The organism is Clostridium sp. UBA7339 (assembly GCF_002470865.1).
Classification (GTDB): domain Bacteria; phylum Bacillota; class Clostridia; order Clostridiales; family Clostridiaceae; genus Clostridium_J; species Clostridium_J sulfidigenes.
This window is the reverse complement of the sequence record NZ_DKPI01000012.1, coordinates 475044-489505: the sequence shown is the minus strand read 5'-3', so window position 1 is coordinate 489505 and position 14462 is coordinate 475044. Positions and strand designations below refer to the sequence as shown.

Genomic DNA, 14462 nt, shown 5'->3' with positions numbered 1-14462 from the left:
TCCTGTTGCTCCTTGTGGGCCTGTTGGGCCTTGAGCTCCTGTCGCACCCGTTGCTCCCATTGCTCCTTGTGGGCCTGTTGGGCCTATTGGACCTTGTGGCCCCGTTGGGCCTTGAGCTCCTGTTGCTCCTGTTGCTCCAGCTGCTCCTGTTGCTCCTGTTGTTCCTGTCGCTCCTGTTGCTCCTGTTGCTCCTTGTGGGCCTGTTGGTCCTTGAGCTCCTGTTGCTCCTGTTGCTCCCGTTGCTCCTGTTGCTCCTTGTGGGCCTGTTGGTCCTTGTAATCCCATGTAACCTCTTGGACCTTGTGGGCCTGTTGGTCCTTGAGCTCCAGTTGAACCTGTTGCTCCTATTGGACCTGTTGGTCCTTGTGCACCTGTCGCACCTGTTGCTCCTTGTGGTCCTGTTGGGCCTTGTAATCCCATGTAACCTCTTGGGCCTTGTGGGCCTGTTGGACCTTGTGGTCCCATGCATCCTCTTGGACCTTGTGGTCCTGTTGGGCCTTGCGGTCCAATGCATCCTCTTGGACCTTGTGGTCCTGTTGGCCCTTGCGATCCCATGCATCCTCTTGGACCTTGTGGTCCTGTTGGGCCTTGCGGTCCAATGCATCCTCTTGGACCTTGTGGTCCTGTTGGACCAATACAGCAGCAACACTGTTGTTGACATTGGTTGTAATAAGGACATTGTGAGCAATTATATTGATACTCTGGGCAATAGCTTGAATCATTACTATAATCACTATTGTCTACATTTAAACCTTGGTTTGTATAATTTATTTGATTGATGTTTTCACCATTATAATATTCTGACATAAATGATTTCCCCCTATTATCTATATGAAATTTTATTTCTATTAGATTCATTATTATTATACTCACCTCTAATAATAAATGTTCATAAAAAACAATAAGGTACTAGGGGATTTATTTCCCTCAGTACCTATCTTTAAATTATATTTTTTACATTTATATTAACTCAAGTTTAATTCCATTCTTCTATTTCTTACTGACATTCCCAATGATTCATAGAATTTAATAGCATCTTTATTAAACTCCCATACAATCAACTGTAAAGATAAAGCTCCTCCTGATTTTGCATAATTTACAACATAATCAAAAAGCAATCTTCCAACACCATTCTTTTGCTTACTAGCTTTAACACAAAAATCATCTATATAAGCAAATGTCATTGGTCTAAGTATCTGAATACTTCTATGGTACATAATTTTCACTATGCTATATGCTACCAACTCCTTATTCTTAAGATCTTCTACTACAAATACCTTTGTGTCACTGGTGCTTAATAACTCATAAAAATCTTCTTTTATCAAAGGAGTATCAGTATTCACATAGACATCCGGTCTATTTTCAACATGTAAATTATGTACTTCTTTAACAAGATTATTGATTTCAATATAATCGCTTCTAATTGCTTCTCTTACTTGCGAACTCATAAAAATCTCCCCTCTTTATCCTTGTCTGCTAAATTAGAAATTGATTTAATTTATCTGTAGTTTGAGCTCATTATCCCCAATCATCTTTTATTGTATTTATGCACTTAAATCCATTATTCAAATACAATTCAGTAGCTTTACTATTCAAATCTGCAACATATAAAATAATTTGCTTGACTCCAGATTTTTGTAAATAATTAATAGCAAAAAATAATAATTTCTTTCCATATCCTTGATTTTGATACTTTTCGTTCACAAACAAATGGTCTATAACATTTTCATTTATTTCAACAGAACCTATCATTTCTTTTTTTATAAACAAAATAAAAACAGAAGAATTCTTTTTTATCATTTCCTCTCTAGTATAAAATGAATCTGGATCTAGATTTGTAGCTATACTCAAACTACGAAAACAATCACAACAAATGCTTCGGTAATCATTGTAATATTCATCACTATAATTAACTACATCTATGTCCGAATTCACTTTTTCACCATAATATTGCATTTCATGTACAATAACTTCAGCCATTTTATACCTCCACTCTTTCTTCCCATGAACAGCTTCTTAGTAATAAACTACTATCCTACCATAGAAATTTCTAATAAAATTTAACTATAGACTATAATCGTAATCTATACTTCTTAACGATAAATAAAATGCTTTATTTCCTTTGAATTATTTAATGTTAATACTTCTGCAACTCGATAACTAAAAACAAAGTCATTAGTTTTAAACAATATATCTTGATTCATTAAGGTGCTCCTCCAATAATATTAAATATTGTTAAATCTAAGTATTACTTCATCATATATTTGTCCAATTTCCTTCCTTTGCTTTATAGCTTCTAAAAAATAACCTTCATCATACAGTTGTTTTCCCAGCAAAACACCTTCTCTACAATAGGTTCTCCATGAGTTCAATACTTCTTCTAATCTCTTATGATTTCTTGAATACTCATAAGCAGATTGTAGACAAATATGAAATAACTCTAATTCATCATCTTCTTTATATATAAATATTTTTTTGCTTTTTATATAATCCATATTATAATTTAATTCCGTTGCACCAGCAAAACCATCCCTTGCTGCATACCTCAAATTTCTTATTCCCATCATCACCATGGTCCCAAAACACATAGGACAAGGTTCCATAGTTGTATATAAGGTATATTTCTTTATATTGGGATGTTCCTTTTCTTTTAAATTTATCATAGCAGTCATTTCAGCATGAGCCATATTACTTCCTACCAATGGATTGTTACTAGAATAATCAAAGATTCTATTTCTTCCTCTTGATATGATATTACCCTCTTCATTAACTATAACAGCTCCTATAGGAATAGTATTTCTTTTAAAAGATTCCCAAGCCAATGAAAAAGCCTCTTGCCAAATATTATCTAAATCCATCCACATTTAAATCTCCCCCTTCAAAATTATTATAATATTTATCTATCATTACCCTATGACTATTTGGTATATTGTCAGGTAATTGTTCATAACTAAAAAATTTCAATTCCTTAGTTTCAAAATCATCTATATTTAACACTCCACTAAAACTTTTAGTAAAATATCCAACAGTTATAAAGTATGCTTTATCGCCATTAGGTAAGTCCATATAGCATTTTTCTCCTGATGTAGTCCCTAGTAGCCTTAGCCCCTTAATATCTAATCCGGTTTCTTCCTTTGCTTCTCTAATGGCAGTTTCTTCAAGGGATTCTCCTAATTCTGTAATTCCTCCAACTAGTCCCCACTTATATGGAAATGTTCCCCTTCTTTGAAGCAAAATTTGATTGTTTTTGTTGATTATTAAAATATTTACCCCTGTTAAGTTTATTGCATCATGTCCAACTCTATCACGTATGTATTCTACGTAATTCATATTCTCAAATTTGCTCCTCCTATTGATTATTTCAAGAATCTGACTTACTATAGCCTCTACTGGTAAGGACCCATCTATTACAAAATCAGAGTTTGGTTTAATTGAATTCAATGCTTCTAAATAACCTAATCTTCCACGTGATAAATAAACATCTAAATATTCCCTTATACTCTCAAAAGAAAATTCTTTAAAATCTCTCAGTATACGCCTAGCCATGGCAATATCCAGAGATGTATCAATAAATACTGTCAAATCTATATATTTACTCATTTCATTGTGTTTGTAAGCAAATGGATAATCAAGTATTATGTAGTCTAATGATTCTATAGAATTAGAAAGTAAGGAATTTAAATCATTAATTAAAGGTGTCAAGTTCCATTCATTATAATCTGAACCTCTCTCAACCCACTCACATATATCTTCAGGACCATTAAATTCATAATCATCAAAGTATAATGCTTTAGAATTATGTAATTTTTTATTTAATACTGTTGTAACAGTAGTCTTTCCACCACCTGATACTGCTGCTATTGCAATAACTAACGTCTTCTTAGCATCCATTTTAATCCTCCAGTTCTTAATTTATATTTCAGATATACTTTTATTATCTTGTTATAATTTAAACCATGCAATTATATATTTGCTAAAAAACTTATATTTCTCTTTTTATATAATTTTACTCCACAGTTTCAATATTACCAGTATTACATATTATCAAATAAAACTTTCAAATTTCTTGGAATTGCTTCATACCATTGATCAATTCCTAGCTTATACACTTTCGATTTAAAGCCCGCTGGAAAAGAATCAATGGATTTCCCTTCTAATAACATATTGGTCTCTTCTTCTGTAAAAAATATATCCTCAATAATTTTCTCTTTTTGCTCCGAATTCATTGGACAAATATGCTGACAAGCCAAACAATCATATAAGGTGTGATGGGCAGTTATAGGAATCCAATCAGGAAATTCACCTGAAGATTCATTGATGCAAGATAAACATCTTTGATTATTTATTAAAAATCTATCTTCGAGAATGGCATTAGTTGGACAATTAACTAAACAAAGATTACATTTGGTGCAAACATCAGCATTTCTTACTTCTCCCCAGGTATCTTCCTCACATTTCATATTTGAAAAATATGCTACATATGAAAAGTTGCTTCCCAAATCATCAACATAAGTAATATTATTACGCCCATACTTTGCTAGACCACTATGAACCCCTAACCTTTTTAATGGAAGATTATTTGCTATCTTAAGAGAAAAATCATCTTCTCTTAAAAAATCTTTCAAATATTTTTCCACCTTATTGAAATTGGCAGTTACTAGACTTAAAAAAGTTTTCTTTTCCCCATCTTTTATAAAGTTAACTTTAGCATAGAAGGGATGGTGGACTGCGATAAGAATAATAGAATTCACCTTGAAATCTTCTTCAGTCACATCATATTGGTACATTTCGTTTACAATCCACCTTTGAAAATTATTAAGCTCTACTTGCCCCTTAAAGTCATTAATAATATGCTTTAATTCTTTTAAATGCTCTATTGGAATAACCTTTAATCTACCACCATGTTCAATAGCGATATTTTCCATTTTCTTTTTCAAAGAAATCCCCTCTTTTCTAATATCATTGTAACAACAAAATGACAACAAGCAGTTTTCTAATACACACTTGCGAAACAAGCCCTAAATATCTTTGATATAGTTTCAAATGGTATTACCTGATTATCAAATACTTGTAGTGCGCCTTTTGGTGTAATTTTATATTCTAATAACTCATCTTTATATTGAAATACTTTATCTACAAAAATATTTATATGATCATTGAATACACGAATAACAATAGTTGTTCTATCTATATAGAAACATGGAACTTTAGTCCACATTTTTTCTTTTATATCAGGAACTATATCATGAATTATATTTCTAATAGACTCCAATCGTTTTTCTTTTTCCACTCCATAACTAGCAAAATAATCTGAAACTTCTTTACATTTAATCCCCATAATTTCCTCCCACTTTTATACTTAATAATTTAACTATAGAGTATACTCACACTGTCAAAGTAATTTTTCATATAATCTAAACCAATTCAACCCATAGTTTCCAAGCCCTAAGTCAACAGTATCAATATATTTAAAACCACATTTCTCATATAGTTTAATTGCAGGTATATTACCTTCATAGACATCCAATCTAATTGATTTAACCTGTGACTTAATACTATGCTCAATAGCAAAATCCATTAACGCTTTACCTACACCACATTTCAAAAACTTTGGATGTACTACAAATGTATATACTACAAAAACATCTGAATAATCAGACTTAAATCCCCATTCTGCATTATAATATGCAGATTCAGGCTCATGGCTTAAAATAATAGAACCAACTATTTTATTATTATATTTTGCTACATAGAGATTTCCATGTTTAACTCCATCAATTGCATTTTGCCTCACAGGATATATCCCTTTTATCCATCCTGGATAGTTTACTCCTTCTGCTAAATGGTCATTTAAATCGTTATAAAGCTGTTCTAACTCATCAAAATCATCAGCTTGTCCTAGTTCAAAAACTATATCCATATATGTAGTCCTCCAATCAACATAACTTCTCTATTAAATTTCTTTTTAATTATCAAAATGGAAAGATTGCGAATTAACACAACCTTGCATTATATTCATTTCACAAAAATTAATCCCCGTTACTCAAAAAATTTAAGTATACTACCATCAATGGTGGTAACCTCACAGGTTTTTCCTCCCCATGGCTCCGTTACAATCTCTGTTATTTGATTCCATCCATTCTTCTTGACAAATTCATATAATTGTTCTATACCTTGCACAAGCATGAATCCAACCATTATTGAAAGTGCATCTCCCTTAAACATATGAATTCCTGTGAAGGGCGCAATATGCAACACTTCTATTTCTATAGGTATGTTGCTTACACAACCATAAGTACCAATGCCATCTTCATCTCTTGCATCAATTTGTCCATACCATCCAAGTACTTCTTTAAACCATTTTAACGTTTTATCTATATCTTGGGTGTAATATACCGCTCCTGTTTCTTTTACAACATAGCCTCTTTCACTAAAATCACTCATAATTACTTTTCCTCCTGATAAATTTGATTTTACAGATATACGGGAGAATGTTTTTAAATTACTCCTCTTCTTTCTTGCTATGGATGGAGTTATCCCATGAAATCTGGAGAATGCTCTTGTAAAACTCTCATTAGTTTGATAACCATACTTTATGGCAATATCTAAAATACTGCTTTCTTCCCTCAAAAGTTCATACCCAGCTAATGTCAGTCTACGGTTTCTGATATACTCTCCTAGGGTGCAATCACACAATATTGCAAATATACGTTGAAAATTAAAACTTGATGTGTATATCTTTGCAGCTAATATACCAGCATTTAGTTCTGACTCAATGTTATCTTCAATATAGTCAATTGTGTTTTGAATACTCACTATCCAGTCCACATTCTCACCTCCCTACAATTCTTATCATACTAAAATACAATTTATCATTCTTGACATTTTATGCATAATTTTGTTCGGATATTGTGCTCTCCTTTTAGTTAAGTGGAGCACGCGCATAGTATATTGATATTTAGATATAAATGCCATTTAATGGTTAGATAGTACAATTCCCTTGCGTACAGTTAAATAGATTTTTACATACCTTAAATATTACTCATATATATCCATATATTAATAAATTTTTTTCTATTTTAAAATTAATTATTATAAGTATTTAGTAACCAGCCATCTTCATTAATTCCAATAAATTCTCTGTTATATTTGTTTTTAAATCACCATATTTTTCATCTGAATATTCATACTGACTACCATATCTTTGTTCCTTTGGATAAAAATAAGATGGTCTGCACTTATTCTCTTCAGGTTCCCAATCATAACGAGCTTCAATATGCGCATGTAAATAGTGATCTAAATTCATCAAAATAGAGTAATTAATTCTTAATGGATTACATGCTTTTATAATGGCGTCTCCTATTAATGTCATATCAGTTAAATATTGAGTTCTTTCTTCTAGAGATAATTCATTTAATGAACTCGCTCTCGGATATCCAAGAAGAACACAATATCCAGGCAGAAATTGATTATCTCCTATAACAGCAAAGCCACTTTTCATTCTTACCATTACTGTAGGATTTTCACCTCTTTCTGCAGAACCAATTCTATCACTTTTCCAACTATCCATAATATATCTTCTCCAAACATTATTTTTTAACAAATTTTTACTTATATTGTTTTTTCTTTATCCATTTTTAAATCTATCTAAAACTTTATATTCTACTGATTATTTATTCTATTAAGTATTATTTCTCTATGCCTTGATATTTCCTCATATATTTCTTCTCCATATAGTATTCGTCCATGTCCAGGAACAAGAATTTCAGGTTTTAAATCTTCAATTAATTCTAATGTTTTTAGCCAATCAATCCATAATTCTTTATTTCCAAAAGCTAATGTAGGTAAAAAATCAGAATATATAGTATCGGCAACATATATAACCTTTTCCATTGGTTCATAGACCATTATATTCTTATCTGTATGCCCATTGGCTATATATATTTTAAGATTAACACCTTCAATTTCTAATTCTGTATCTCCCTTAATTTTTATATCTGTTTCAAAAGACTTAACCCCTTCAAAATATAAATAAGCTTCTTTATTTTTTCTTCTTCTTTCAATTGTAATTTCATTATTGCATTCCTCTATATAACTATCTATCTCCTCTTGTTTTAGACTTACTCCCTCACGGGCTGATATTTTTACTCCTTTAGATTTGAAAAAAGAACTACCAAATATATGATCATAATGACCTTCTAAGTTAATAAGATAAGATACTTTATTCTCTGGAGCAACCGCGTTAGCGTATCCTAAAATAGTTTGAGCTGACTCTTTATTAAATCCAGAATCAATAATAACAGTCTCCTTTTCTCCTATAATAAACCCTGCATTAACAGAAAAACAATCAGCATGAGATAAACCTGTTAAACAATAACATTTATTAGATAGTTTCATATTTTTCCTCCATACTATTTTAATATAATTATTTTAACCAACTTTTTATAATAGTAATTTCAAATAAAATTTAATAGATTAATTATAAATTACGCTCTTTTCTACTTTATACCTTTAACAGCAAATTCATGTGCACGTTCTTTTATAAAACCTACCTTTTCATATAAAAACCTTGCTGAATTTCCTTCAACTACCCAAAGTGCTACTGTTGTATATCCTTTATCTAACAATCTATTAACAGCATAGCTTAACAATGTTTTTCCATACCCTTTATGCTGATTCTCTACTCCTACTGCAAGTGAATCTATTTCATTAGCTTCAAGTCTAACAGCTGCTACTATTTCATCATTTTTACGAAGCAGAAATATATTTCCTTCATTTTCTTTATACTGATTTCTCTCTTCATCACTTGGAAGGCTCAATGTAGAATCTAGACCCACAGATAAACGCATTTTATGAAATGCTTCACTGAAAACTTTTTGACATTCATGATAATACTTATCTTCATAATTTATAATTTCATCGTTATCTACCGCCAATTTGCTGCCATTATAAGTCATAAAATTAGATTTAAACCAATAGTTATATCCATTCTTATACAAAAATGTTTTTTCAACATCATTAACTCTAAAATCACAAACTATTTCCTCGATTCCAACATTTCTCATTGTATCCTCTAAGTGCTTTAACAAGGCAGTTCCAATACCTTTTTTTCTTTTTGCTGGTTTCACATAAAAAGTCATACTAGTCTTTTTACTTACTCCAGTAAATACACCTACACCAACTACTTCAGATTCAACTACAACAATGCTCCCATACTGAGGCCATCTATTTAAGCAGCTAATTACATCGTTTCTTACAAAATCATCATCTGAAATAAGCTCATTTACTTCATCTTTATATTCATACTTATACTCTTTAATACATAAGTTCATAACTAAATACCTCCCCTAAAACATTTATCATAAAGATATTGCTACTATATATCCATTTCTATTCTGCTATTCTTCATTTAAATCCCAATAATTCCTTTATTTTAATAGCATCTTTTTACCATCTTTTATATATACGCTAAAAACTTTAATATTCCTCTTTTTATAAAGTTATACTTTATTTTACATGGATATCTATTTATCTTATGCGCAAATCAAACAAATTTAAACAAAAATAAACTTCAGAAGAGCATTATCTCCTCTGAAGTTTATTTACTTATGTTTACTATTAAATTAAACTTTATAAAACTAAGACTTTCCTAACCAAGTTATAATCCCTTAGATTCACAGCATTTTTTATACTTTTTACCACTACCACATGGGCAAGGATCGTTTCTTCCAACTCTTACCTTTTCTATGTTAACTCTATTAGAATTATTTTTCTCTGCTTCTGTATACCCATTATATTTCCAAGCTGGGATTTTCCTACAAACATCATCTATTGCATTAATTATTTCACTTTCCAAAAATTCTGGTACAGATAGATGATCAAGAGCCTTCTTAATTAGTTCTTCTTTACCTTCTAATTGATATGTTTCATATGTAAACTCCAGTAATTGTTCTATACCATCTCCTGGTATATCATAGTTATCCTTAATAACTTTTATAAATTTTTTATAGTTATTTTTATCACCTATGTAATCTCTTCTACTAGCCTTAAGCAACTCTGTTTTTGTAAGTTGTTTGTAGTCATCTGTTAATCCTTGTAATTTTAGAGCTTCCAACTCCTGTATATCACATAAAAAACCATTTAACCCAAAACTATCTTCATAGATATACTCAGCACAAGTTTTTTCTCCCATAGCTAAAATTTTCTCTACTTCTTCTAAGGGTAAATCTATCTTTGCATCCTCAGGTAATCTTTCCATAAATTCTTTTGCAGCGATCCCACCATAATAGTAAAGCATACCTCTAAATAACTTTATTATTTCATCATTCTTCTCTATAGACTTCTTGTCTATTTGCGGTATAACTTTAAGAAACTGCTCTGGTGCACAAAGATATAATTTATCATCACTTTCAGCAATATATAACATTCCCATTTCTTGCATAAATATAGAGTTTTCGGACTCATCCATATGTCCACTTATAGGAATAATTCCATTATTTTTTAGTATTTTTTGTAAAGAAATATAACAATCACTATCTACATATTTCAATACTTTTAAGATTGCATCTTCATAATTAATGGCAATTTTATCAATCAAATCATCTTTTTTATCAGCTGACTTATATTCAATGTTTAATTCATTCATTATCTCTTTTAAAGTATCCTTGGTTTCCACTTTTAGAAGTTCCTTTAAATCTTTAGAACACTCTCTTTTCAATGCACTCTTAGCTGTCCTTTGAATTCTTTTAAGGATAATTTCATCTACTAACCCTGCAATTTCAGTATCTACATCTTCTAAATATTTTTCATTCTTTAAGTCATTAGCTTCTTGTTCTAGGATGTTTGTTTCATTAGTAGTTTCATCCGTAACTTGTTTTTCACAGAAATAAGATTTTTCTTTCATTGTTCCCTCCTGATTTATCTTTATGTTTCAAAAACTATTGTACTATAATTATTTATTAATTTCTATTGAAGTAAAATAGTTAATTCCTTATTTAATAAATTATAACATAAGACAATGATACTTTTAATATCATTGTCTTATGTTATAATATTAAGTCATCTTTTCCTAGTTATATACAAAGAAAACTTAAAGAACCCACTTACATATCCTTCATTATTATTTATAACCTCTTCAATTTCACTATCCATCTTTTTAATGATTTCCTCATCTAATCCATCAATAATAGAAGCAAATGCTGGCATTGATTTTGTAGCCTTTAAATACTGCCTTGAATTATTTCTTACTTCTTGTGTATATTCTATTTTTTCAACTAAATCAAACAACTCAGATGCTTCTATTTCTGCCTTTCTTTCATCATTGGTTGATATTCCATCATGTACACGTCTTTCAAGTTTTCTATTGTCAGTAAAGTAATTAGAAATGTACTTTTTAACAATACTTTCAACCTTTCTTTCAATTTCTTTTGTTCTAGGAAATTCATCATCACATGGATTATACCAAAATAAAACAAGATAGCCATTCTCCTTTAAAAGTTCATGACATTTTTTATATTTAATATTTTTATCTAGCCAATGAAATGCCTGAGCACAAAAAATCATGTCATATTTTTCATTATTAGGACAATTCCATTCCTCAAAAGATACTACATCAACTGAAACATTTGGGTAGTCTCTGCACTTATCTCTTAGTATTTCTGCCATATCTTCCCCTAATTCTATTCCATGAACTCTAAAGCCTTTATCTGCAAATTGTATAGTTGCTTTTCCAGTTCCTGATCCAATTTCAAGTAGCCTATCATTGAATTTTAAATCAGTCTTTGAGATTACATCTTGAATTAATTTTTCTGGGTAAGAAGGTCTTATCTCTTCGTATATATCAGCAATACCTTTATAGGGTTCTATTTTATTCATTACATTTAACCTCCTTAATATTCACTATATATGTACTAATAACTCCATATATCCTAAATAATATTAAATTAAATGCTTTCATATGTGACAATATGTTCAACAGTATCACTAATACATGTTAGTTTCTCTGCAAAGAAGCTAGGAAAAGCTAAATAATCCCTCAATTTTTCAATAGGTAGCCAATGCATATATTCACGACCACCTAGGGAATAACTATTGCTATTGAGTTCTTGACTTCCTCTTGGCTTCATTAAAAAGTAAAAGGTTATTTCATGACATTTTAACCCTTCTAATGATCCAGTACCATTAAAAAAGTTCTCATGAATAAAGGCTAATCTTTCAACCTCATATTCTATACCTGTTTCTTCAAAAACCTCTCTTCTTACTGCATCTTCTGCCTTTTCTCCAAGATGTACACCTCCCCCAACGGAGTAATAATAATCATCTACTTCATTTTTAGCAAAAAGTACTTGTCCATTTTCTATTATAATCGCTGCTGCTCTATATCTAAACCATCCATCTTCTTTTTCAAATCCACAATCCATTTTAAGCCTCCAATTAAAATTTATTTATCTTTCTCATCTAGTTTCGTTTTTATATCATTAAGTTTTTCTATAATAATTATTGTGCATACTATTATTATTGCAGCTAATATCCCTATTCCAGAATCTCCACCAGATATCACTGTAACAAAATAGTATACTAATAATCCTATAAAACCATAGACTATATATAGCACGTTTATCCTCCTTTATATACTATATAATACATTATAACCCATAAATTAATTGTAGACCAATAAAAGTAAACATAAAATAAAAAATTCTTACTTCGTTAAATCTTCCTACTAAAACATGAAAACCTCCCAAAACCCGCATGAATAAAGCAACTATTTAAATAGTTATATATTTTAATAGTTTTCTATATACATGTTTTCCCATTTTAATGAAAATCCAAATACATTCTTTAGTTTTATATATTATATTGCAGAAATTATTTTATAACATAAGTGTATATAGAGTAGATTATGCTTCTTATATTTATAGTTGTATACAATAAGTCTGCTCAAATATGAATTGCAAAATTCTCAAATTCAAAGACTCCAGCGTCTTGATGCAGACAACCTTCTTTCTTAATTTTAGAGAATCCTTGATTAATTTCATCAACTAAATTAATACTAATATCTAAACTGTGGTGCCCTGGAAAAATTTTTTTAATATCTAGAGTACTAATTTTTTGAACTGATTGCATGAAATCAGTAGGATTTGTTGTAGGATAAGAGGCGTCTAAAGTTCCTTTGTAAATCAAGTCACCTGAAAATAAATATCCTCTTTTCTCCTCGTAAAAACACATATGTCCAGGAGAATGTCCAGGTGTATAAATTACTGTTAATTTTCTTTCTCCAATATGAATCTTTTCACCATCCCTTAAAAGAAAACTTGGATTTCCTTGAAATATTTCATAATTGTCTATATTAAAATCACATGGGAAATCACAAGGATATTTCATTAAATTATTATTTACTACTTGAAGAGGAATTGGAAATTTTTTCGATATCCAATCTTCTTCATTTTCATGCACCCCATATTTTGAGAAATATTTATGGCCACCTATGTGATCCCAATGAATATGAGTCGAAATCACCTCTATGGGTAAATCTGTTATTTGATCAATTATATTTTTTATATTTGCAATACCAAGTCCTGTATCAATTAAAACACATTTATCATTTCCAATTAATAAATAATAATGTGTTTCTTCCCAATGCTTATATTCACTTATACAATACGTAGTATCATCTAGTAAATCAACTGTAAACCAATCTGTTTTAATAGCCATTAAGTTATACCTCCCATTAGTATATTAAACTAAGCTCAATATTATCATCATAAAATCGCAACTCTTTATCCTATTTAAAAATTCAATCCAAGCTTTTTTAGCAAAGTTAGAATACTCTATAGGATTGAATCAAATGTATTTTCTTTTATATTAGGTAACAAACTGTAAATTGATCTTCTGATTTTTTCCTCAAAATATTTTTTAATTTCAAAAGTTGACTTCCACCTTGGAATTGTATATTCGTTAACTCCTCCTCTTAATGCCATCTCTACAAGCCTTTTCTCAATTAAAACGAATCCACTTGGTAGTGCTAAATAATCACATAATTTTATTAATTTATCATAATCAGTCTCCTCTGTACGTGATAAAAACTCCTTGGCAAAATTATATTCTTCAATTGTACCATCCCATCTACCTACAATAACAACCTCATTATTATATTTAAATCCAGTATGGCTTATACAAGTTCTAGCTACTAAATCATATCCTTTCTTAACTGCATAATTATATCCATCTACACCATGCCTCATACCGTACATTCCTTCTCTTCTTCCTATATCATGCAATAGCCCTAAAATATATGCTAATTCAGGATCTAAATCATCTGTCTGCTCTGCTATTAGTTTTGCTCCTTCAGCTACATTAATTGAATGCTCCACCCATTTGCCTGGATTGAGTTTTTCAGCCTCTTCTAAAATCATATTTGCTTCTTCTAATGTAGGTACACCTTTTTTATAACAATATTCCAT

At 30.3% G+C, this 14462-nt stretch carries 17 protein-coding genes and 1 pseudogene; all 18 read right to left on the bottom strand.

Annotated features, from left to right (window positions below; all coding sequences use genetic code 11):
- A pseudogene (locus tag B2S02_RS14105) lies at positions 1–555 on the bottom strand (hypothetical protein); the annotation flags it as partial.
- Between the two features lie 410 nt (positions 556–965).
- The gene (locus B2S02_RS14100; RefSeq protein ID WP_346920918.1) at positions 966–1448 is read right to left on the bottom strand and encodes a GNAT family N-acetyltransferase; all 483 of its coding nucleotides are present in this window, start codon (positions 1446–1448) and stop codon (positions 966–968) included.
- A gap of 70 nt (positions 1449–1518) precedes the next feature.
- Positions 1519–1980, bottom strand: a complete 462-nt coding sequence (locus B2S02_RS14095; RefSeq protein WP_346879163.1) for a GNAT family N-acetyltransferase — start codon at positions 1978–1980, stop codon at positions 1519–1521.
- 245 nt (positions 1981–2225) lie between these two features.
- Positions 2226–2864, bottom strand: a complete 639-nt coding sequence (locus B2S02_RS14090) for a nucleoside deaminase (protein ID WP_346920917.1) — start codon at positions 2862–2864, stop codon at positions 2226–2228.
- Positions 2845–3891: an NUDIX domain-containing protein gene (locus B2S02_RS14085; RefSeq protein WP_346920916.1), complete on the bottom strand. Its 1047-nt coding sequence runs from the start codon at positions 3889–3891 to the stop codon at positions 2845–2847. The genes B2S02_RS14090 and B2S02_RS14085 overlap by 20 nt, the downstream gene beginning before the upstream one ends.
- 143 nt (positions 3892–4034) lie before the next feature.
- On the bottom strand, positions 4035–4937 hold the full coding sequence (locus B2S02_RS14080) for a 4Fe-4S double cluster binding domain-containing protein (RefSeq protein ID WP_346920915.1): 903 nt from the start codon (positions 4935–4937) through the stop codon (positions 4035–4037).
- Between the two features lie 56 nt (positions 4938–4993).
- Entirely contained in the window at positions 4994–5338 is a 345-nt protein-coding gene (locus B2S02_RS14075; RefSeq protein WP_346920914.1) for a DUF1801 domain-containing protein, read from the bottom strand.
- A gap of 54 nt (positions 5339–5392) precedes the next feature.
- On the bottom strand, positions 5393–5920 hold the full coding sequence (locus B2S02_RS14070) for a GNAT family N-acetyltransferase (protein ID WP_346920913.1): 528 nt from the start codon (positions 5918–5920) through the stop codon (positions 5393–5395).
- A gap of 119 nt (positions 5921–6039) precedes the next feature.
- A complete protein-coding gene (locus B2S02_RS14065; protein WP_346920912.1) occupies positions 6040–6828 on the bottom strand; it encodes a helix-turn-helix domain-containing protein in 789 nt (262 codons plus the stop codon).
- Between the two features lie 274 nt (positions 6829–7102).
- Complete coding sequence (locus B2S02_RS14060; protein WP_346920911.1) at positions 7103–7570, bottom strand: hypothetical protein; 468 nt, start codon at positions 7568–7570, stop codon at positions 7103–7105.
- Between the two features lie 92 nt (positions 7571–7662).
- Positions 7663–8397: an MBL fold metallo-hydrolase gene (locus B2S02_RS14055; protein WP_346920910.1), complete on the bottom strand. Its 735-nt coding sequence runs from the start codon at positions 8395–8397 to the stop codon at positions 7663–7665.
- 101 nt (positions 8398–8498) lie between these two features.
- Positions 8499–9332 carry a GNAT family N-acetyltransferase gene (locus B2S02_RS14050; protein ID WP_346920909.1) on the bottom strand — a complete coding sequence of 278 codons (834 nt, stop codon included), beginning with the start codon at positions 9330–9332 and terminating at the stop codon, positions 8499–8501.
- Positions 9333–9658: 326 nt separating this feature from the next.
- The gene (locus tag B2S02_RS14045) at positions 9659–10903 is read right to left on the bottom strand and encodes an SEC-C metal-binding domain-containing protein (protein ID WP_346920908.1); all 1245 of its coding nucleotides are present in this window, start codon (positions 10901–10903) and stop codon (positions 9659–9661) included.
- Between the two features lie 155 nt (positions 10904–11058).
- Complete coding sequence (locus B2S02_RS14040; protein ID WP_346920907.1) at positions 11059–11874, bottom strand: class I SAM-dependent methyltransferase; 816 nt, start codon at positions 11872–11874, stop codon at positions 11059–11061.
- A 68-nt stretch (positions 11875–11942) separates the two neighbouring features.
- A complete protein-coding gene (locus tag B2S02_RS14035; protein WP_346920906.1) occupies positions 11943–12419 on the bottom strand; it encodes an NUDIX hydrolase in 477 nt (158 codons plus the stop codon).
- 20 nt (positions 12420–12439) lie between these two features.
- Positions 12440–12613 carry a hypothetical protein gene (locus B2S02_RS14030; protein WP_346885953.1) on the bottom strand — a complete coding sequence of 58 codons (174 nt, stop codon included), beginning with the start codon at positions 12611–12613 and terminating at the stop codon, positions 12440–12442.
- A gap of 326 nt (positions 12614–12939) precedes the next feature.
- Entirely contained in the window at positions 12940–13713 is a 774-nt protein-coding gene (locus tag B2S02_RS14025; RefSeq protein ID WP_346920905.1) for an MBL fold metallo-hydrolase, read from the bottom strand.
- A 116-nt stretch (positions 13714–13829) separates the two neighbouring features.
- Positions 13830–14462: an HD domain-containing protein gene (locus B2S02_RS14020; protein ID WP_346920904.1), complete on the bottom strand. Its 633-nt coding sequence runs from the start codon at positions 14460–14462 to the stop codon at positions 13830–13832.

Excerpts from the sequence above, each read along its gene's own strand:
- B2S02_RS14100 (WP_346920918.1), bottom strand. The coding sequence starts at position 1,448 with ATGAGTTCGCAAGTAAGAGAAGCAATTAGAAGCGATTATATTGAAATC.
- B2S02_RS14095 (WP_346879163.1), bottom strand. The coding sequence starts at position 1,980 with ATGGCTGAAGTTATTGTACATGAAATGCAATATTATGGTGAAAAAGTG.
- B2S02_RS14045 (WP_346920908.1), bottom strand. The coding sequence starts at position 10,903 with ATGAAAGAAAAATCTTATTTCTGTGAAAAACAAGTTACGGATGAAACT.
- B2S02_RS14055 (WP_346920910.1), bottom strand. The coding sequence starts at position 8,397 with ATGAAACTATCTAATAAATGTTATTGTTTAACAGGTTTATCTCATGCT.
- B2S02_RS14050 (WP_346920909.1), bottom strand. The coding sequence starts at position 9,332 with ATGAACTTATGTATTAAAGAGTATAAGTATGAATATAAAGATGAAGTA.
- B2S02_RS14085 (WP_346920916.1), bottom strand. The coding sequence starts at position 3,891 with ATGGATGCTAAGAAGACGTTAGTTATTGCAATAGCAGCAGTATCAGGT.
- B2S02_RS14070 (WP_346920913.1), bottom strand. The coding sequence starts at position 5,920 with ATGGATATAGTTTTTGAACTAGGACAAGCTGATGATTTTGATGAGTTA.
- B2S02_RS14025 (WP_346920905.1), bottom strand. The coding sequence starts at position 13,713 with ATGGCTATTAAAACAGATTGGTTTACAGTTGATTTACTAGATGATACT.
- B2S02_RS14060 (WP_346920911.1), bottom strand. The coding sequence starts at position 7,570 with ATGGATAGTTGGAAAAGTGATAGAATTGGTTCTGCAGAAAGAGGTGAA.
- B2S02_RS14040 (WP_346920907.1), bottom strand. The coding sequence starts at position 11,874 with ATGAATAAAATAGAACCCTATAAAGGTATTGCTGATATATACGAAGAG.
- B2S02_RS14075 (WP_346920914.1), bottom strand. The coding sequence starts at position 5,338 with ATGGGGATTAAATGTAAAGAAGTTTCAGATTATTTTGCTAGTTATGGA.
- B2S02_RS14090 (WP_346920917.1), bottom strand. The coding sequence starts at position 2,864 with ATGTGGATGGATTTAGATAATATTTGGCAAGAGGCTTTTTCATTGGCT.
- B2S02_RS14020 (WP_346920904.1), bottom strand. The coding sequence starts at position 14,462 with ATGGAATATTGTTATAAAAAAGGTGTACCTACATTAGAAGAAGCAAAT.
- B2S02_RS14035 (WP_346920906.1), bottom strand. The coding sequence starts at position 12,419 with ATGGATTGTGGATTTGAAAAAGAAGATGGATGGTTTAGATATAGAGCA.